The sequence below is a fragment of the Streptomyces spiramyceticus genome (genome assembly GCF_028807635.1).
In the GTDB taxonomy this organism is placed as follows: domain Bacteria; phylum Actinomycetota; class Actinomycetes; order Streptomycetales; family Streptomycetaceae; genus Streptomyces; species Streptomyces spiramyceticus.
In genome coordinates this window covers 947,471-965,857 of the sequence record NZ_JARBAX010000001.1, presented here as the reverse complement: position 1 = coordinate 965,857, position 18,387 = coordinate 947,471, and the positions used below count along the sequence as shown (strand labels likewise).

The window sequence follows — 18,387 nt, the reverse complement described above, 5'->3', positions numbered from 1 at the left end:
CTAGCAAGAGCACATGGCGGTCTTCGTCGCGCTCGGCGCGTTCCTCATGACGCTGTTCGGCGGGTGGGTCGCCCAGCGCGTCACCGACCGCCGCCACTTGGTGCTGGGCCTGGCGGGCGGGCTGATGCTGGGCGTCGTCGGCCTGGACCTGCTGCCGGAGGCGATGGAGGCCGCGGGCGACGATCTTTACGGGGTGCCACAGGCTCTGCTGCTGTTCGTCGGCGGCTTTCTGACGGCCCACCTGGTGGAACGCCTGCTCGCCGTACGCCGGGCGGCACACGGCGCGAGCGAAAAACGCACCCCCCAGGTCGGGCTGACGGCAGCGGCGGCCATGGTCGGCCACAGCCTGATGGACGGCATCGCGATCGGCGCGGCATTCCAGGTCGGCGACGGCATGGGCACGACCGTCGCGCTCGCCGTCGTCACCCACGATTTCGCGGACGGATTCAACACCTACACGCTCACGAGCCTGTACGGAAACAAGCGCGGCAAGGCCGTGACGATGCTGATCGCGGACGCCCTGGCGCCCGTGATCGGCGCGGCGTCCACCTCGCTGTTCACCCTTCCGGAGGAACTCCTCGGAAGCTATCTGGGCTTCTTCGGCGGCGCCCTGCTCTACCTCGCGGCCGTCGAAATCCTCCCCGAAGCCCACCACGAACACCCGGCCCGCTCCACGCTGCTGTGCACGGTCGCGGGAGTGGCCTTCATCTGGCTGATGGTGGGCGTGGCGGGCTGATCTCACAACTTGCCCCCGCGCCCGCCCTCGCGCCGCGCCGGCGCGATGAGAGTCGAGAGATACGGAAGCGATCCGCCGTCGGCGAGCTCCGACGCAGGCCGAATCGATTCCTCGGCCAGCCCGAGCGCGGATCCCCACACCGCGTCCTCGGTACGTCCGGTCTCGCGCAGCGCGGTCGCCACCTCGCCGGCCAGCCGCCCGAACTTGTACGCCACGACCGTCCCGGGCCCCTCAAGGGCCTCCTTCAGCACAGCCGAACCGGCCGTCACGGGCACGAGGGTCAGCGGCTCCGTGCCTTCGGTCAGGACGGCACCGCTACGGGCCGCCAGATCCTGCATGGCGGTGATGCCGGGCACGGTCACCACCTCCGTACCGGGCACCAGACCGAGGATCGTCTGCGCGAGATACGTGAACGTCGAGTAGACGTTGGGATCACCGATCGTCGCGAACGCCACCGTGCCGTGCGCACGCAGCAGTTCGGCGACCCGCGCCCCTGCCGCGTCCCAAGCGGCTTCGCGCCGCGCGCGGTCTTCGCGCTCATTGAGCGCGAAGACGACCCGGACGACCTTTGCCGCATCGACGTAATGCAGCACGGTCGCCTCGGCCCGGCCGGGTTCGCCGACATCTGTTCCATCGGCCGCAGCCATTACCGGTACGACCACGACGGCCGCGTCCCGAAGGGCATTGACGCCCTTCACGGTCACCAGTTCAGGATCGCCGGGCCCGACGCCGACACCGGTCAGCTTTGTGATCATGCCGCTCATGCCGCTCATCCCGCACACCTCTCGACAAATCTCTTGGCCATGCCGGGATCGGCAGCCCAGTGGGTATGCAGATAGCTGGCATGCACACCCTGTTGTACGAACCCCTCGACCCGCCGCTCGGGAAGATGCATCCCCCATGCGGGAGCCGCACCGGCCCCGGGCTCGATCACCGTCCGGTGAAACTCGTGCCCGCGCATCCGAGCCCCGACGGCGGCAAGCGAACTGTCGGAAACCGCAACCGCTTCCCGATACCCCAGCGTCAGCCGCTCCGACATCCGCGCCTCCGCATCGAGCACCCCGCACATGGGCTGCCCGTCGAGAGACCGCGACAGATAGAGCAACCCGGCACACTCGGCGGCAACGGGCGCCCCGGACAACGCCAGCTCGGCAACGGCCTTGCGCAACGGCTCATTGCCGGACAGCTCCGGGGCGTACACCTCGGGGAAGCCGCCGCCGATGACGAGCCCCCGGGTCCCGTCGGGCAGCCGCTCGTCCCGCAAGGGATCGAACGGCACGACCTCGGCCCCGGCGGCAGAGAGCAACTCCGCATGCTCGGCGTACGAGAACGTGAACGCGGCCCCGGAGGCGACGGCCACAACAGGCCGTGCGGACGAACTCGGCCCGTCCGCGGCCCGCGCAACCCCGGGCTCCCACGCAGTCACGCCGAGCTCCGGCGCACTCCGGGCCAGGGCGAGCACCGCATCCAGGTCGCACCCCGCCCGCACCTGCTCCGCCAGCGCAGCAACCGCCTCCACCGCATCCGCCCGCCGCTCGGCGACCGGCACCAGCCCAAGGTGCCGCGAAGGCGTCCGCACCTGCTTCCCCCGCCGCAGAGCCCCCAGCACCGGCACCCCGGACGCGTCCAGCGCTTCCCGCAGCAACTCCTCGTGCCGCTCCGAGCCCACCTTGTTCAGGATCACGCCGCCGATCCGCACCTCCGGATCCCACGACGCGAAGCCGTGCACCAGCGCCGCCACCGACCGCGACTGCGAAGACGCGTCGACGACCAGCACCACCGGCGCCCGCAGCAGCTTGGAAATCTGCGCCGTGGACGCGAGTTCGCCCTGCCCCGACGCCCCGTCGTACAACCCCATCACGCCCTCGACGACCGCCACATCGCACCCGGCAGCCCCATGAGCGAACAACGGCGCGACCAAATCGGTCCCGCACAGGTACGCATCAAGGTTGCGCCCGGGCCGCCCAGTGGCCAGTGCGTGATACCCGGGGTCGATGTAATCGGGCCCCACCTTGTGCGGCGAGACGCACAGCCCCCGCGCCGCGAAGGCAGCCATCAGCCCGGTCGCGACAGTGGTCTTCCCACTCCCCGACGACGGCGCGGCGACAACAAGACGTGCTACCACTCGATGCCCCGCTGCCCCTTCTGGCCCGCGTCCATGGGGTGTTTGACCTTGGACATGTCGGTCACCAGGTCGGCGGCCTCGACCAGCTTCTCGGGAGCGTTGCGCCCGGTGATCACGACATGCTGCGTCCCGGGCCGGTCCCGCAGCACCGCGACCACCTCGTCGACGTCCACCCACCCCCAGTGCATCGGGTAAGCAAACTCGTCCAGCACATAGAGCTTGTACGTCTCGGCGGCCAGGTCCCGCTTGACCTGCTCCCACCCCTCACGCGCCGCCGCCTCGTTGTCGAGCTGCGAGTCGCGCTGCACCCACGACCAGCCCTCGCCCATCTTGTGCCAGGCGACGGACCCGCCCTCGCCGCTCGCGCCCAGCACCTTCAGCGCGTTCTCCTCGCCGACCTTCCACTTCGCCGACTTGACGAACTGGAACACCCCGATCGGCCACCCCTGGTTCCAGGCCCGCAGCGCAAGCCCGAAGGCCGCGGTCGACTTGCCCTTCCCGATCCCCGTGTGCACGACGACGAGCGGCCGGTTGCGCCGCTGACGCGTGGTGAGCCCGTCTTCCGGTACGACGCTCGGCTGTCCCTGCGGCATCAGGCTGCCCTCCTGTTCGTTCCCTGTACGTCCTTGACGAGCCCGGCAATGCTGTCGGCCCGCAGCTCCTCGAGCGTGACGGCGTTGCCGCCCAGTTCACGCGCCAGATCACCGGCCAGACCGAGCCGTACGGGCCCGGACTCGCAGTCCACGACCACGGAGGCGACACCCTCGATCTCGTGCAGCCGGGCGGCCCGCGCGGCCAGAGCCACCGGCTCCGGCCCGCCGGTCGCCCGCCCGTCGGTCACGACGACCAGCAGCGGACGCCGCGACGGATCCCGCAACCGCTCCACGCGCAGCACGTCGTGCGCCTTCAGCAGCCCCGCCGACAGCGGCGTACGCCCGCCCGTGGGCAGGATCTCCAGCCGTGCGGCGGCCGCATCCACGGACGACGTAGGCGGAAGCACAAGCTCCGCGTCCTTCCCCCGGAACGTCACCAGCCCCACTTTGTCCCGCCGCTGATAGGCATCGAGCAGCAGCGAAAGAACAGCCCCCTTGACCGCGCTCATCCGCTGCCGGGCAGCCATCGACCCGGACGCGTCCACGACGAACAGCACGAGGTTCCCCTCACGCCCCTCCCGCGTCGCCTGCCGCAGATCGTCGCGGCGCACCACAAGACCGCGCCCACTGCGCCCCCGCGCCCGCTGATGCGGCGCGGCGGCCTGCACGGTGGCCGCCAAGTGCAGCTTCGTGAGCGCCCCTTGAGGCCGCCGGGCGCCCGTCGTACGACCGTGCTCGGTACGCGCACGGGACCGGCGCCCCGCAGCACCCTCGCCCAGACCGGGCACGCTCAGGACCTTCGTACGGAACGGCTCACCCGCCCTGGCGGCAGCCTGCTCGCCACCGGACCCGGCGGGAGCCTGCTGCCCCTCCCCGGCCTCGGGCTCGGCCTCACCGGGCTGATCAGGCGAGTCGGACGAGCCGTCGTCAGCACCGCCATCACCCTGCGGCGGCTGCCCGCCCCCACCTGGCCCGTCGGGATCAGGATCGTCGTCCTCGGATCCGCTGTTCTGCTCCAGCGTGTCGTCGAGCTTGTCCTCGTCGAGCCCAGGCGCGTCGAACGGATTACGCCGACGCCGGTGCGGAAGCGCCAGCAGCGCGGCCTGCCGCACATCCTCGGCCATTACGTCGGTGCGCCCCGCCCAAGCGGCCAGAGCCGTAGCAGTCCGGGCCATCACAATGTCGGCCCGCATACCGTCGACCTCGAAGGCCGCGCAGGTGGCGGCTATCTGCCGCAACGCACCGTCGCCCAGCCGTACGTCTGGCAGCAACGCCCGCGCAGCCACGATCCGCGCCCGCAGCGCGGCCTCTTCACCGGCCCACTTCGCGGCAAACGCGGCCGGATCATCGTCGTACGCAAGCCTGCGCCGTACGACCTCCACCCGCTGATCGGTCTCCCGGGAGGCGGCCACCTCCACGGTCAGCCCGAACCGGTCGAGCAACTGAGGCCGCAGCTCGCCCTCTTCGGGGTTCATCGTCCCGACGAGCAGGAAGCGGGAGGCGTGCCGTACGGAAACACCTTCACGCTCGACGTACGACGCGCCCATGGCGGCGGCGTCCAGCAGCAGGTCGACCAGGTGATCGTGCAGCAGGTTGACCTCGTCGACGTACAGAATCCCGCGATGCGCGTCGGCGAGCAGCCCCGGCTCGAAGGCCTTGACACCCTCGGCCAGCGCCCGCTCGATGTCGAGCGCACCGACGAGCCGGTCCTCGGACGCGCCGACGGGCAGCTCAACCATCCGAGCAGCCCGCGACACGCCGCTCGCGACCTCGTGCGGCCCGTCGGGACACGCCGGGTCGGGCGCCCCGGGCGCACAAGAGAACCGGCACCCGGCGACAACGGCAACTTGCGGCATAAGCGCCGAAAGGGCACGTACCGCAGTCGACTTGGCGGTCCCCTTCTCACCTCGCACGAGCACGCCACCGACTGCGGGCGAGACGGCGTTCAGCAGGAGACCGAGCCGCAGATCGTCCTGTCCGACGATGGCGGTAAAGGGATAAGGCGTACTCACGAGGAAGCCTCCAGATCAAGCTTGTTCGGGCCGAAATCCAGCCCGTCCGGCGTTTGAGGACCGGGGGTCTGGGGGCAGAGCCCCCTCCGCGGCGGAGCCGCAAATTGACACGGTCGGGAAGGGGCGGGGTGGGGAAAGAAGCCCGCCGCAGGCCCCCTCACGCGTCACCTTCCAGGTCGCCCTCAAGCTCCAGATACGTCGCCCGCAGCCGCTCCAGCGTCTCCGCGTCCGGCTCCGCCCACAGCCCACGCTCGGCGGCCTCAAGAAGCCGCTCCGTGATCCCGCGCAGCGCCCAGGGGTTGGACTTCTTCATGAAGTCCTGGTTTTCCGGATCGAAGACGTACTCGCTCGACAACTTCTCGTACATCCAGTCGTCGACGACGCCCGCCGTCGCGTCGTACCCGAAGAGGTAGTCGACGGTGGCCGCCATCTCGAAGGCGCCCTTGTAACCGTGCCTCCGCATCGCCGCCATCCACCGCGGATTGACCACCCGCGCCCGGAACACCCGGTGTGTCTCCTCGCCCAGCGTCCGCGTCTTCACCTGGTCGGGCGTCGCGCTGTCACCCACATACGCCTCGGGCGACTCACCCGTCAGGTGACGCACCATGGCGACCATGCCGCCGTGGTACTGGAAGTAGTCGTCGGCATCGACCAGATCATGTTCGCGCGTATCGACATTCTTCGCGGCCACAGCGATCCGCCGGAACGCCGTCTCCATGTCCCCCCGGGCTGCTCGCCCCTCAAGCCCGCGCCCGTACGCGTAACCGCCCCACACCGCGTACACCTCGGCCAGATCCGCATCCGAGCGCCAGTTCCGCGCATCGATCAGCGGCAGCAGCCCCGCCCCATAAGCCCCAGGCTTCGAGCCGAAGATACGAGCCGTAGCGCGCCGACGGTCACCGTGCTCGGCGGTGTCCTCGTCCGCGTGCGCGCGCACGAAGTTGCGGTCACCCGGCTCATCCAGTTCGGCCACGGTCCGCACGGCATCGTCGATGAGCCCCACCACATGCGGGAACGCATCCCGGAAGAATCCGGAAATGCGCACCGTCACGTCGATGCGAGGCCGCCCCAGCTCCTCCAGCGGCACGACCTCGAACCCCGTCACCCGTCGCGAAGCGTCGTCCCACACCGGCCGGCACCCGAGCAGCGCCAGGATCTCGGCGATGTCGTCGCCCTGGGTGCGCATCGCGGACGTACCCCACACCGTCAGGCCGACCGACTTCGGGTACTCGCCGGTGTCCGTCAGGTACCGGGCCACCAGCGAGTCGGCCAGTGCCTGCCCGACCTCCCACGACAGCCGCGACGGGATCGCCTTCGGGTCGACGGAGTAGAAGTTGCGCCCGGTCGGCAGCACATTCACGAGACCACGCGTCGGCGAACCCGAGGGTCCGGCCGGCACATAGCCGCCGTCCAGCGCGTGCAGGATGTTGCCGATCTCGTCGGTCGTACGGGCAAGCCTCGGCACGACCTCGTCGCACGCGAACCGCAACACGGCCACCGCGTCCGGCAGTTCGACGCCCAGCACCTCGTCCACCAGGCCGGCGGCCTCCGTGACGTCCCAGCGGCGCTCCTCCATGCCCTCGGCGAGCCGCCGGCACAGCTGCTCCAGCAGGTCGATCGCGTCGGCGCCGGTCCGCGCCGGGCCGTCGACCAGCGCGGTCAGCCCGTCCGCCACCTTCACGGCCGCACCGGGCTCGCCCAGCAGCTCCTTCTCGACCAGACCGAAGTGCTCGGCGAGACACGCCCGCAGGCCGGGCAGCGCGTTGGCCTTGCCGCCCCACACCTGGGAGGCGCGGAGTACGGCCAGCACCAGGTTGACCCGGGCCTCGGACTCGGGGCCACCGCCCAGCACATGCAGGCCGTCGCGGATCTGGACGTCCTTGATTTCGCACAGGTAGCCGTCGATGTGCATGACGAACTCGTCGAAGTCGTCGTCGTCCGGCTGCTCGTCGAGGTGCAGGTCGTGGTGGAGCTGGGCCGCCGTCACCAGCGTCCAGATCTGTGCCCGCACCGCAGGGGCCTTGGCCGGGTCGAGGTCGCTGACCAGCGCGTACTCGTCCAGCAGCTGTTCGAGCTTCGCCAGGTCCCCGTACGTGTCCGCACGCGCCATCGGCGGCACCAGGTGGTCCACGACCGTCGCGTGCCCGCGCCGCTTGGCCTGCGTGCCCTCGCCCGGGTCGTTGACGATGAACGGGTAGATCAGCGGCAGCTCACCCATCACGGCGTCGGGACCGCAACCGGCCGACAGCCCGAGGCCCTTCCCCGGCAGCCACTCCATCGTGCCGTGCTTGCCCATGTGGATGATCGCGTCCGCACCGAAGCTGTTTTCGAGCCACCGGTACGCCGCCATGTAGTGGTGCGAGGGCGGCATGTCCGGGTCGTGGTAGATCGCGATCGGGTTCTCGCCGAAGCCGCGCGGCGGCTGGATCATCACGACGACATTGCCGAACTGCAGGGACGCCAGCACGATCTCGTCACCGTCGACGTACAGCTGGCCCGGTGCCTCGCCCCAGTGCTCCAGCATGCCGTCGCGCAGCTCGGGCTCCAGCTTGTCGAACCACGCCTGGTAGTCGGCGAGCGGCACCCGCGCGGGGGCCGCGGCGAGCTGCTCCTCGGTCAGCCACTCCACGTCGTGCCCGCCGGCGTTGATGAGCCGGTGGATCAGCTCGTCGCCGTTGTCGGGGTGCCCTTCGACGCCGTATCCGGCGTCGCGCAGGGCGTCGAGGACCCGGATCGCGGAAGCGGGCGTGTCGAGACCCACCGCATTGCCCACGCGTGAGTGCTTCGTCGGGTACGCCGTGAAGACGAGCGCGAGGCGCTTCTCACCGTTCGGCTTGTGCGCCAGCCTGGCGTGCCGTACGGCGATACCCGCCACGCGCGCGGCCCGCTCGGGATCGGCGACGTACACCGGGACATCTCCCTCGCCCTGCTCCTTGAAGGAGAAGGGCACGGTGATGAGCCGGCCGTCGAATTCGGGGATGGCGACCTGCATGGCCGCGTCCATCGGCGAGAGCGCCGCATCGGACTCGTCCCACGTCGCGCGTGACGACGTAAGGCAAAGGCCCTGCAGCACGGGCACGTTGAGGTCGGCGAGCGCGCCGATGTCCCACGCCTCGTCGTCACCGCCGGCCGAGGCGTCGCTGGCCCGGGTGCCGCCCGCCGCGAGGACCGTGGCGATCAGCGCGTCGGCCTTGCCCAGCTCCTCGTACAGCTCCGGGTCGGCGCTGCGCAGTGAGCCGCAGTAGACGGGGAGGGCGTTGGCGCCCTTCGCCTCGATCTGGTCGCACAGCACGTCGACGAACGACGTGTTCCCGGAGAGCTCGTGCGCCCGGTAGAAGAGCACGCCGACCGTCGGGCGCCCCTCGGTGTACGCGCGCTCACCGTGCACGCCCCACTCGGGCATCTTCTGCGGCTCGGCGAAGCCGACACCGGTCAGCAGCACGGTGTCGGAGAGGAACCGGGCCAGCTCGACCAGGTTCCCCGGCCCGCCCTCGACGAGGTAGCGCAGCGCCTCGGCGACGACGCCCGCAGGTACGGACGACTCGGCCATCAGCTCGGCGTCCGGCACGGTCTCACCGCCCAGCAGGACGGTCGGAATCCCGGAGGCCTTGAGGACGGCGAGCCCGTCCTCCCAGGCGCGCTTGCCGCCGAGCAGCCGTACGACGGCGACCGACGCCCCCTCGATCAGCGCGGGCAGTTCCCCGGCCGCGTCGATACGGGTGGGGTTGCCGATGCGGTACGGGGCGCCGGAGGCGCGGGCCGCCAGCAGATCCGTATCGGCGGTGGACAGCAAAAGCACAGTGTTCATGCGGGCGCTCCAGGTGCGATGAAGGGAAGTCCTGACGGCGCGCCCGACTCGATCAGCCGCAGCAGCGCATCTGTATCCGCGTGTTCTTCGATGAGGTCGCCGAGGCGGTCGAGCTGCTCCTCGCGCAGCGCCTCGAACGAGGTGTCCGGTGCCGGTACGTAGCGGCGCCCCGCGGCGGCGGCGACCTCGCGCAGGAACGCGCGCCGGAAGGAGTCGCTCTCCAGCGAGCCGTGCCAGTGGGTGCCCCAGACCGAGCCGGCGCGGCACCCGTCCAGGCTGTGTCCATTGTCATCAGAGATGAACGGTGTCCCCCCCAGCACTTCGGCGACCCCGTGATGGATCTCGTATCCCTCGACGGGCTCGCCCAGCGCGCTGCCGACCGGCCGCGCCAGCGTCTTCTCGACGGCGAACCGCACGCGCACCGGCAGCAGTCCGAGCCCGTCCACGGTCCCGGCCTTCGACTCGACGTCGTCCTCGATGCGCTCGCCCAGCACCTGGTAGCCGCCGCAGATGCCGAGTACGGGCCGGCCTTCCGCCGCTCGCCGGGCCAGCGCGCCGGCGAGCCCGCGCTCGCGGAGCCACTCCAGGGCCTTCACCGTGCCGCGCGTCCCCGGCACGATCACGAGGTCCGCGTCGGCGAGCTCTTCGGCCCGGTCCACGAACCGCACGACGACGCCCGGTTCGGCGGCGAGCGCGTCCACATCCGTGAAGTTCGACATGAGCGGCACGGCGCACACGGCGACGCGCAGCACGTCCTCCCCGACCGGCGGCGCGACGACGTGCTCCCGTACGGCGCCGCGCAAGGACACCCGAAGGCCGTCCTCCTCGTCGATGCCGAGGCCGTGCGCGAAGGGCAGTACGCCGTACGTACGCCGCCCCGTCAGGCCCTCCAGCATGTCGAGCCCGGGTTCGAGGAGCGACACGTCACCCCGGAACTTGTTCACCAGATAGCCCGCCACGAGCGACTGGTCCTCGGCGCTCAACAGGGCCGTCGTACCGAAGAAGGAAGCGAAAACACCGCCCCGGTCGATGTCGCCGACGACGACCACCGGGAAGCGGGCCGCCCGTGCGATGCCCATGTTGACGATGTCCGTACGCCGCAGGTTGATCTCGGCCGGACTGCCGGCCCCCTCGCAGATCACGGCGTCATACGTGCCCCGCAATTCCCGCAGACAGTCCGTCACCGTCCCCAACAGCGCTTCTTGCCTTCCCCCGTGGTAGCCACGGGCACTCATCTCTCCCACCGGCTTGCCCATCAGCACCACCTGGCTGCTGCGGTCACTGCCCGGCTTGAGGAGGACGGGGTTCATGAGCGCGGTCGGCTCCACGCGGGCCGCCTGCGCCTGCATGGCCTGCGCGCGCCCGATCTCCGCGCCCTCGCGGGTCACGAACGAATTCAGCGACATGTTCTGCGCCTTGAACGGCGCGACCTTGACCCCCTGCCGCACCAGCCACCGGCAGATCCCCGCCGTCACCACGCTCTTCCCCGCGTCGGACGTGGTCCCCGCGACAAGCAGGCCACCGCCCAGCGCGCCACCGCCCAATGCCCCGCCCAATGAGCTGCTCATGCGTTTCTCCCCCCAGTGGCGGCGCGACGCAGCGCGCCGAAAGCAAGTCGCCCGGCGACAGCCGTCCCCAGAGCCAGCGCCCCGACACGGCGCGACAGCCGCACGGCCCGCTCGATGTCCGGTACGCCGACGGGCCGTCCCGTGGCATTGAGTACGGGCCGGTACTCGACGCGCCCCGCGTACGAGAGCGTCCCGCCAAGCCGTACGCCGAGCGCGCCCGCGAACGAGGCTTCCACCGGGCCGGCGTTGGGGCTCGGGTGTTTCGCCGCGTCCGTACGCCAGGCCCGCACCGCACCGCGCGGGTTGCCGCCCGCGACCACGGCGAGGGCGGCCGTGAGCCGGGCTCCGGGCCATCCGGCGACGTCGTCGAGGCGGGCCGAAGCCCAGCCGTAACGCAGGTATTTGGCTGATTTGTGCCCCACCATGGCGTCGAGAGTGTTGATCGCGCGGAAGGCCACGAGCCCGGGTACGCCGCCCACGGCGCCCCACACCAGCGCGCCGACGACCGCGTCCGAGGTGTTCTCGGCGACGGACTCAGCGACGGCGCGGGCGATCTGCTGCGCGTCCAGCGACTGCGGGTCGCGCCCGCACAGATGGGGAAGGCGTTCGCGGGCCACGTCGATGTCCCCGGCCTCCAGGGCGCCCCCGACGGCCCGCGCCTCGCGGCCCAGCGACGTCCCGCCGACGACGGCCCAGGTGGCTGCGGCGGTCAGCGCTACAGCGGCGGCGGGGGAGCGGCGTACGGCACGGGAAGCCAGCGCGGCGGCACCCGCGGCGCCTCCGGCGCACAGCAAGGTGTGCACCGCGCCCCACCCGCGGTGGTCACGCCACAGCAGGGACTCGACGGCGCCCGCGGCCCGCCCGAACGCGGCGACCGGGTGTGCCCGGCGAGGGTCGCCGAGCACGAGGTCGCCGATCAGGCCGGCGGTGGCGCCGTACGCGAAGATGCGATCGGCACGCATGGCTCAGCAGGCCGATGCGCCTCGAAGGACTGTCGTACTCGTACTCGCAGGGATGACTGAACGGCAGCCGGGCATGGCGGTATGTCCTCACTCAGGGTCCGCGCCCTGGTTCGACGTGACCGGCGGCGAGAGTTCCTGGCTCCCGGGGCTGTGCTGGCTGTGTTCCCCGGTGACAGTGGCGGGACCGCGCCGGATTCGCACCGGACTTCCTCTCCTGCCGCCGTATTGGCTCGGGCAGTCCACCACGCTCCGCGAACCCCGTCAACTTGCTGTTGACCTGCGAAGGGAGAGTGTGTTGGGGCACACAGAAACCGTCCCGCGCCCGGCCGTGAAAGGCGGGGCGCGGGACGGTTTCCGGGACTGTTGCGCGTGGTGCGGAAGTGGTCCCCGGGTGGTGCGTGACCGGCGTCAGAAGACGATCAGGGAGATGCCGTACGCCACTGCTGCCGCGCACAGCGCGAAGCAGGCGTACGCGCCGGTGCGCGCCATGACGGCGGAGCCGCCACCCTGGCCCGATGCGCTCTCCTGCTTGGAGAGACCCACGATGCCGAGGGTGAACAGGCCCACCAGCGAGACGGTGGCCAGGAGGCTGACGCCGAATACGGAGCCGAGAGCTGCCCAGTCGATGTTCATGCGATCTGTCCTTACACCGCGGCCGGGCTGGCCGGCTCGGCGGAGCTGCCGGCCGGGGCCGGGATGGTGGTTTTGAGGTCCTCGGCGGCGGCAGCGGCACCGGCCGTGGGCGGCACGGTGACGGCTGCCATGGCGGTGGTGACGACGCCGGCCGGCTCGGTGTCGGCGTCCACGTCATTGACGTTGGTGTGGTCGACCACCTGGCGGCGGGAGATGAACCAGATCGCGGTGCAGGCGGAGACGAGGAAGACCGCGATGGCCGCGACGCCCCAGTCGCCCTGCTTGGTGACGAACTCCGAACCCGCGGCGACCAGACCGGCCGCCGGCAGCGTCAGACCCCAGGCGACGAACATCCGGGTGGCGGTGGACCAGCGGACCACACCGCCCTTGCGACCGAGGCCCGCGCCCATCACGGCACCGGAGCACGAGTGCGTGGTCGACAGCGAGAAGCCGAGGTTGGACGAGGCGAGGATGACGCTGGCCGCGCTGGTCTGGGCGGCGAAGCCCTGCTGCGGCTGGAGGTCGGTGAGGCCCTTGCCCATGGTGCGGATGATGCGCCAGCCGCCGAGGTAGGTCCCGAGCGCGATCGCGAGACCGGCGGAGAGGATGACCCACATCGGGGGGTTGGAGCCGGGGGAGAGCACACCGCCGGCGACGAGTGCCAGCGTGATGATGCCCATGGTCTTCTGCGCGTCGTTGGTGCCGTGGGCCAGGGAGACCAGGCCCGCCGAGGTGATCTGGCCGGCGCGGTAGCCCTTCGCCGTGGCCTTCGGGTCGGCGTTCCTGCCGATCCTGTACGTCAGCCGGGAGGCGAGGTACGCGGCGAGGCCGGCGACCAGCGGCGCGGCGATCGCGGGGATGAGCACCTTGGTGACGACGGTGCCGCCGTTGACGCCGCTGATGCCGACCGAGGCGATGGTGGCGCCGATCAGGCCGCCCATGAGGGCGTGCGAGGAGCTGGACGGCAGGCCGATCAGCCAGGTCATGAGGTTCCAGAGGATGGCGCCGACGAGCGCCGCGAATATGACCTCGGGAGTGATGCCTGCTTCGGTCACGATCCCGCTGGAGATCGTCTTGGCGACCTCCACGGACAAGAACGCGCCGACAAGGTTGAGCACGGCGGACATGGCCACCGCCGTCTTGGGCTTCAGAGCACCGGTCGAGATGGTCGTGGCCATCGCGTTGGCGGTGTCGTGGAAACCGTTCGTGAAATCGAACACTAGAGCTGTCACGATCACAATCGCGAGCAGCAAGGTGATGTGTTCCATTTACCCAGGCAATCGTTTGACGTCAGTGGCTCGTGGAACGTAGGCAACCTGGATGAACGGAAGGTGAACTGGGGCGGGCGGTGCGGTGTCTCAAAGCGGCGCCGCCGTTCCGGTTGTGGCCGGAACGGCGGCGATTTCCTGGGCCGTCAGCCCCCTGTGAACCTCTTGAGCTGGGCCATCGACCCATTGAAGAGATTCTGATCACCCGGCAGGCTGCCGCTGCCGTTGTCGAACTCCACATCGTCCAGTACGACCAGCCCGCGGGCAGCGGACCCGGTGACGCGTTGTAGCGGGCGAGCCACAGTGCATGATTCGAACCGAACGCCCGGCTCTTGCCGGTGCACTCGTTCCACCACAGCGTGGTGGTGTAGATGACCGGCCTGCGGCCCGTCCGGCGCTTGACCTCGTCGCTGAAGGATCTGATCCAGGAGACCATCTTCGGCCTGCTCAGCCCGTAGCACTTGTTCCTGCCGTACGGGTTGTGCTCCAGGTCGACGGCCGGCGGCAGCGTCCGGCCGTCGGCCCGCCACTGGCCTCCGTTGCGCACGAAGTGCGAGGCCTGCTTCTTCCCGGACGACCTGTCCGGGACGGCGAAGTGGTACGCGCCGCGGATGATGCCGGCATTGCGCGACCCCTTGTACTGCTGGTTGTAGTAGGGATTGCGGTAGCTGTGCGACTCGGTCGCCTTGACGTACACGAACTTCGCGCCCTTGCTCTTCGCCTTCCGCCAGTCGACGTTCCGCTGGTGAGAGGAGACGTCGTGCCCCTTCGGCTTGGTGGCCGCCGAGACCGGGATCTCGGCGAGGGTGGTGCCACCCAGGGCGAGGACGGTGGCGGCTGTCCCGATCATCCGGGCACGGCGGAACGGTTTGTGATCACGAGCCATATTTCCCCCCGATGGCGACGTGCATGACAAATGCCCCAGACGCTACTGGAAGATCCGCAGATGCCGGTCGATCTCCGGCCAATCCGCCCCAGCGGGTGAATAGTTCTCTTATGCGGACTTACGGAGTCCCGGGCTCCGCACTACAGTTCGCCGCCCACGGCTGGCAGGATCTGCCGCATGGCTGAGCAGCGGCAGGACGAGCGGCAGGGCGAACCGCAGGGCGAGCGGCGGGACGAGATCGAGCGGGCGTGGGCCGAGCTCGTGGACGCGGCCCGTAGGACAGTGACGGACGGACTCGTCGTCGGCACGTCCGGCAACGTCTCCGTACGCCTCGGCGAACTCGTCCTGGTAACCCCGAGCGGAGTCCCGTACGACCGCCTCGGTCCGGGGGACACCGTCGCCGTCGACCTCGAAGGGAAACAGGTCTTCGGTGAACTCGCCCCGACGAGCGAGCTCCCCATGCACCTCGCGGTCTACCGCAACACCTCCGCCCGGGCCGTCGTGCACACCCACGCCGTCCACGCCACCGCCGTCTCCACCCTCGTCTCCGAGCTCCCCCTCGTGCACTACATGGCCGCGGCCCTCGGCGGCCCCGTCCGCACAGCCCCGTACGCGACGTACGGAACGGAGGAGCTCGCCGCGAACATGCTCCGCGCCCTGGAGGACCGTACCGGCGCGCTTCTGCAGAACCACGGCACCGTGACCTACGGAGACACCCTCGGCCAGGCCTACGACCGCACCGCCCAGCTGGAGTGGATGTGCAGGCTCTGGCTGACCGCGAGTTCCGTCCCCGGCCGCGAACCTTCGCTGCTCTCCAGCGGGCAACTGGACGAGGTAAAGGAGAAACTCCGCAGCTACGGCCAGCCCCGCTGACCGCCGGACGGCACCGCCCACTGGCCCTGCGCACCGCCTGTGCGGACACTGGAGCGGTGCGTCCGGCGACAGCGGCGGCAGTGGCCGTCACCACAATCATCGGCGTCGGGGCGGCGGCGGTCGCGGTCGGCCGGTATGCCGGCCACGCCGCGCTCAACGCATCGCCCGGCCGCCCGCTGCCCTCCGACCCCGGACTCACCGTGCACGCCACCGCCGCCGGACAGATCACGCTGACCCGCTGCCTGGCGTCCCTGCGCCCCGGCACGTACGGCATCGAGGGCTCCGGCGTCCACGCGGTCGTCGGCCCCGTCCTCAACGACGCGCCGCACACCGCGGACACCGTCGTACGCCGCCTGGAACGGGTCAGCCACGGCACCCTCGGCACCGGCACGAAGGTGAGATTCACCCCGCAGCTGTACGTCGGCGACCCGCGCGCCGCGCTCGGCCTCGACCACGCCGACGTGGACGTCCTGGGCGAACTCGGCGCGCTGCCCGCCTGGTTCGTGCCCGGTATCCGCGACACCTGGGTGATCACCGTGCACGGCCTCGGCACGACACGGGAACACCCCATGAACATCATGGGCTTCCTGCACGACCAGCGCCTGCCGCTCCTGGACCTCGCCTACCGCGGCGACCTCGGAGCCCCGAGGCCTCCCGGGGGACTCGGCCACCTCGGCGACTCGGAGTGGCGGGACCTGGACGCCGCCATCCGCTACGCGGTGCGGTACGGCGCGCAGCGCGTCATCCTGCACGGCTGGTCCACCGGCGCCGCCATGGCCGTGCACGCCGCGGCGAACTCCGCGCTGCGCCACCACATCTGCGGCCTCGTGCTCGACTCCCCGGTGCTGGACTGGGAAGCCACGGTACGAGCGCTGGCCACCGCCCGCCGCATCCCGGGAGCGCTGCTCCCGCTCGCGGTCAGGTCCGTACAGGGCAGCACGGGCGTGCACGGCGACCGCCTGCGCGAAGCGGCCGACCCCGAGGCGGTGAGCGTCCCCGTGCTGATCTTCCACGGCCCGGACGACGCCCTGGCCCCGTGGCAGCCCTCACGCGAACTTGCTCGCCTGCGCCCTGAACTGATCACCCTCCACACGGTCCGCGGCGCCCCGCACGCATCGATGTGGAACGCGAACCCAACGGCCTACGAAGAAACCCTCCGCCGCTTCCTCACCCCCCTGATCTAGCCCTGATCCAGCCCGTTGGGGCCCCACGGACGAAGTCTGGGGGAGCCTGAGGACACTCCCCCAGACTTCGTCCGGGGGGACCCCCAAGGGCGTACAGGGGGTCTGGGGGCTTGCCCCCAGTTTCGGGACGGGGCGGGGAGGGGAGGGGAAAGCTTCGGCGGCGCACCCACCCCCGGGCGGAATGTCCCGGTGTCGTACTCCGCCCCGTAGTCCCGCAGCGCCAGCCGTGAGCGGCAAGCCCGGTTCCGTTTGGGCTTTCGGGGCGTCAGCGGCGAGACTGCTCCCCGTGACGTCCCGTACCCCGCGCGACTCCAGGCTCCGACTTGTCCGCCCGCGATCCCTCGCCGCCTCCCTCCCCCTGACTTCTCAGGGCGGACCCCAGGCCGTGACGAACCGGCGTACCCGGCCGGCCCCGAGGCCCCCCGAGGGCACTCCGCCCCCCGCGGAACTGGCCCGCCAGGCCAGGATCGTGCTCGCCGACGCCGTACGGGTCGCCCGGTGGGCATCTCCGTCGCTCCGCGGCGGAAAGTCCCACGCCGAGCCCGGCCAGGCCGGCGCCCTCTCGGCCGCAGCCGTCGAACAGGCCGCGGCCGACCTCGCACTGACCCCGGCTCAGGTACGCGCGGCCTGGGACAGGGCCAGGCTCGCCGGACTCGTCGAACTGCACGGCGACCGCACCCGCCCCGGCTGGCGGCTGAGAGCCTGGGACCGCGACGAGGCGGCGGTACTGCGCGGCTGGGTCGCGCTCTTCGACGCCTGGTCGATCGTCCACCCCGCCCCCGACGGCATCGCCGCCGCCTCAGTGGCCGAGGTCGTCGAAGCCGTCCCCCAAGTTCTCTCCCTCCTTCAGCTGTCGGCGGGGCCCGTACACGTACCGGCCCTCCTGGACCTGCTGGAGCAGCGCGTCGCCGAGCTCCGTGAAGAGCGCTGCGAGGTCCCGTACGGACCCCAGCCGCTCCCCGGGCCGGCCGCACCCGCAGAGCCCCTCACGCCCGCGGAGCCCACCGCACCCGACGTGCCGCTCCTCCCTCTCCTCGACTGGGCCCTGGAAGGCATGGCCGCCGTCGGCGCCCTGACCCTCCGGCCCGGACTCGCCACCCTGACCGCACTCGGAAACTGGGCGGTGTGGGTCAAGCTGGAGCAGATCTGCGTCGCAGCCCAGAGCCCCGCCGGCAACATCGAGCAGTCCGCCGAGGACATGCTGCGCGGCTGCGCCCGCCTGACCCCCGGCCCGGCCCGCGCCGAGTACCGCGCCTGGCTGGCCGCCCGCCCCGTGTCCAGCGCCGTCACCGAACTCCTCGAAGCCGCCCGGGGCGAGGACGCCCTGCTGCGCGGGCTCGCCTTCGAGGCGCTGCGCGTGGTCGGCGCCCCGGCGGAGGCCGACGTACGCGCCGCGGCCGACGACAGCTCGCTGCGCCCCTACGCCCTCCTGTGGCTGGCGGAGCACGAGGGCGCCGATCCCGAGGACGCCCACGAGGTCCTCACCCGCCAGGAGTCCACCTGGCTCTGGGTGGACACCGCCGCGGCCGTCGCCGACCACGGTGAGACCCAGGTGCTGGTACGCCACCTCGATGCGGCCGTGCAGTCGACCGTCCCGGCCCTGCTCGACGAGGTACGCGCCATAGGACACCCCCGTACCGTCCAGGTCCTGGTGGCCCTGGCCGCGGCCCACCCGGACCCGGCGCTCGCCAAGGCCGTGCGCAGGGCGGCGTTCCAGGTGCACACCGGCGGGTCGTAAA

At 71.1% G+C, this 18,387-nt stretch carries 13 protein-coding genes, 1 pseudogene and 1 riboswitch; of the genes and pseudogenes, 4 read left to right on the top strand and 10 right to left on the bottom strand.

Going from position 1 to position 18,387, the window contains the following annotated elements:
- Positions 1-13 precede the first annotated feature (13 nt).
- A complete protein-coding gene (locus tag PXH83_RS04340; RefSeq protein ID WP_274556840.1) occupies positions 14-736 on the top strand; it encodes a ZIP family metal transporter in 723 nt (240 codons plus the stop codon).
- Between the two features lie 2 nt (positions 737-738).
- Here PXH83_RS04340 and cobI read toward each other — a convergent pair whose 3' ends face one another.
- The 10 genes and pseudogenes from cobI to PXH83_RS04290 form a co-directional block, all read right to left on the bottom strand.
- Positions 739-1,491 (bottom strand): precorrin-2 C(20)-methyltransferase, encoded by a 753-nt coding sequence (gene cobI / locus PXH83_RS04335; RefSeq protein ID WP_274562667.1) that lies wholly within the window; start codon positions 1,489-1,491, stop codon positions 739-741.
- 14 nt (positions 1,492-1,505) lie between these two features.
- A complete protein-coding gene (locus PXH83_RS04330) occupies positions 1,506-2,861 on the bottom strand; it encodes a cobyrinic acid a,c-diamide synthase CobB (protein ID WP_274556837.1) in 1,356 nt (451 codons plus the stop codon).
- A complete protein-coding gene (gene cobO, locus PXH83_RS04325; protein WP_274556835.1) occupies positions 2,855-3,454 on the bottom strand; it encodes a cob(I)yrinic acid a,c-diamide adenosyltransferase in 600 nt (199 codons plus the stop codon). Before cobO ends, PXH83_RS04330 begins: the two co-directional genes overlap by 7 nt.
- Complete coding sequence (locus PXH83_RS04320; RefSeq protein WP_274556833.1) at positions 3,454-5,466, bottom strand: putative cobaltochelatase; 2,013 nt, start codon at positions 5,464-5,466, stop codon at positions 3,454-3,456. The genes cobO and PXH83_RS04320 overlap by 1 nt, the downstream gene beginning before the upstream one ends.
- Before the next feature lie 157 nt (positions 5,467-5,623).
- The gene (gene cobN / locus PXH83_RS04315) at positions 5,624-9,274 is read right to left on the bottom strand and encodes a cobaltochelatase subunit CobN (RefSeq protein ID WP_274556830.1); all 3,651 of its coding nucleotides are present in this window, start codon (positions 9,272-9,274) and stop codon (positions 5,624-5,626) included.
- Positions 9,271-10,803: a cobyric acid synthase gene (locus tag PXH83_RS04310; RefSeq protein WP_274562665.1), complete on the bottom strand. Its 1,533-nt coding sequence runs from the start codon at positions 10,801-10,803 to the stop codon at positions 9,271-9,273. Before PXH83_RS04310 ends, cobN begins: the two co-directional genes overlap by 4 nt.
- A 35-nt stretch (positions 10,804-10,838) precedes the next feature.
- On the bottom strand, positions 10,839-11,804 hold the full coding sequence (locus tag PXH83_RS04305; RefSeq protein ID WP_274556828.1) for a cobalamin biosynthesis protein: 966 nt from the start codon (positions 11,802-11,804) through the stop codon (positions 10,839-10,841).
- Positions 11,805-11,933: 129 nt separating this feature from the next.
- Positions 11,934-12,016, bottom strand: a riboswitch (cobalamin riboswitch).
- 196 nt (positions 12,017-12,212) lie between these two features.
- Positions 12,213-12,437 (bottom strand): hypothetical protein, encoded by a 225-nt coding sequence (locus PXH83_RS04300; protein ID WP_274556826.1) that lies wholly within the window; start codon positions 12,435-12,437, stop codon positions 12,213-12,215.
- A gap of 11 nt (positions 12,438-12,448) precedes the next feature.
- Positions 12,449-13,705, bottom strand: coding sequence for an inorganic phosphate transporter (locus PXH83_RS04295; RefSeq protein ID WP_274556823.1), 1,257 nt, complete (start codon positions 13,703-13,705; stop codon positions 12,449-12,451).
- Between the two features lie 146 nt (positions 13,706-13,851).
- Positions 13,852-14,591: pseudogene (locus tag PXH83_RS04290) on the bottom strand (lysozyme).
- A 177-nt stretch (positions 14,592-14,768) separates the two neighbouring features.
- On the opposite strand from PXH83_RS04290, the gene PXH83_RS04285 reads away from it, so the two are divergent.
- The 3 genes from PXH83_RS04285 (at position 14,769) to PXH83_RS04275 (ending at position 18,386) form a co-directional block, all read left to right on the top strand.
- On the top strand, positions 14,769-15,464 hold the full coding sequence (locus PXH83_RS04285) for a class II aldolase/adducin family protein (RefSeq protein ID WP_274556821.1): 696 nt from the start codon (positions 14,769-14,771) through the stop codon (positions 15,462-15,464).
- 56 nt (positions 15,465-15,520) lie between these two features.
- The gene (locus tag PXH83_RS04280; protein WP_274556818.1) at positions 15,521-16,648 is read left to right on the top strand and encodes an alpha/beta hydrolase; all 1,128 of its coding nucleotides are present in this window, start codon (positions 15,521-15,523) and stop codon (positions 16,646-16,648) included.
- 385 nt (positions 16,649-17,033) lie between these two features.
- Complete coding sequence (locus PXH83_RS04275; protein ID WP_274556816.1) at positions 17,034-18,386, top strand: hypothetical protein; 1,353 nt, start codon at positions 17,034-17,036, stop codon at positions 18,384-18,386.
- The last annotated feature ends 1 nt before the right edge of the window (position 18,387 follow it).

Excerpts from the sequence above, each read along its gene's own strand:
- PXH83_RS04340 (WP_274556840.1), top strand. The coding sequence starts at position 14 with ATGGCGGTCTTCGTCGCGCTCGGCGCGTTCCTCATGACGCTGTTCGGC.
- cobI (WP_274562667.1), bottom strand. The coding sequence starts at position 1,491 with ATGATCACAAAGCTGACCGGTGTCGGCGTCGGGCCCGGCGATCCTGAA.
- cobO (WP_274556835.1), bottom strand. The coding sequence starts at position 3,454 with ATGCCGCAGGGACAGCCGAGCGTCGTACCGGAAGACGGGCTCACCACG.
- cobN (WP_274556830.1), bottom strand. The coding sequence starts at position 9,274 with ATGAACACTGTGCTTTTGCTGTCCACCGCCGATACGGATCTGCTGGCG.
- PXH83_RS04305 (WP_274556828.1), bottom strand. The coding sequence starts at position 11,804 with ATGCGTGCCGATCGCATCTTCGCGTACGGCGCCACCGCCGGCCTGATC.
- PXH83_RS04300 (WP_274556826.1), bottom strand. The coding sequence starts at position 12,437 with ATGAACATCGACTGGGCAGCTCTCGGCTCCGTATTCGGCGTCAGCCTC.
- PXH83_RS04295 (WP_274556823.1), bottom strand. The coding sequence starts at position 13,705 with ATGGAACACATCACCTTGCTGCTCGCGATTGTGATCGTGACAGCTCTA.
- PXH83_RS04285 (WP_274556821.1), top strand. The coding sequence starts at position 14,769 with ATGGCTGAGCAGCGGCAGGACGAGCGGCAGGGCGAACCGCAGGGCGAG.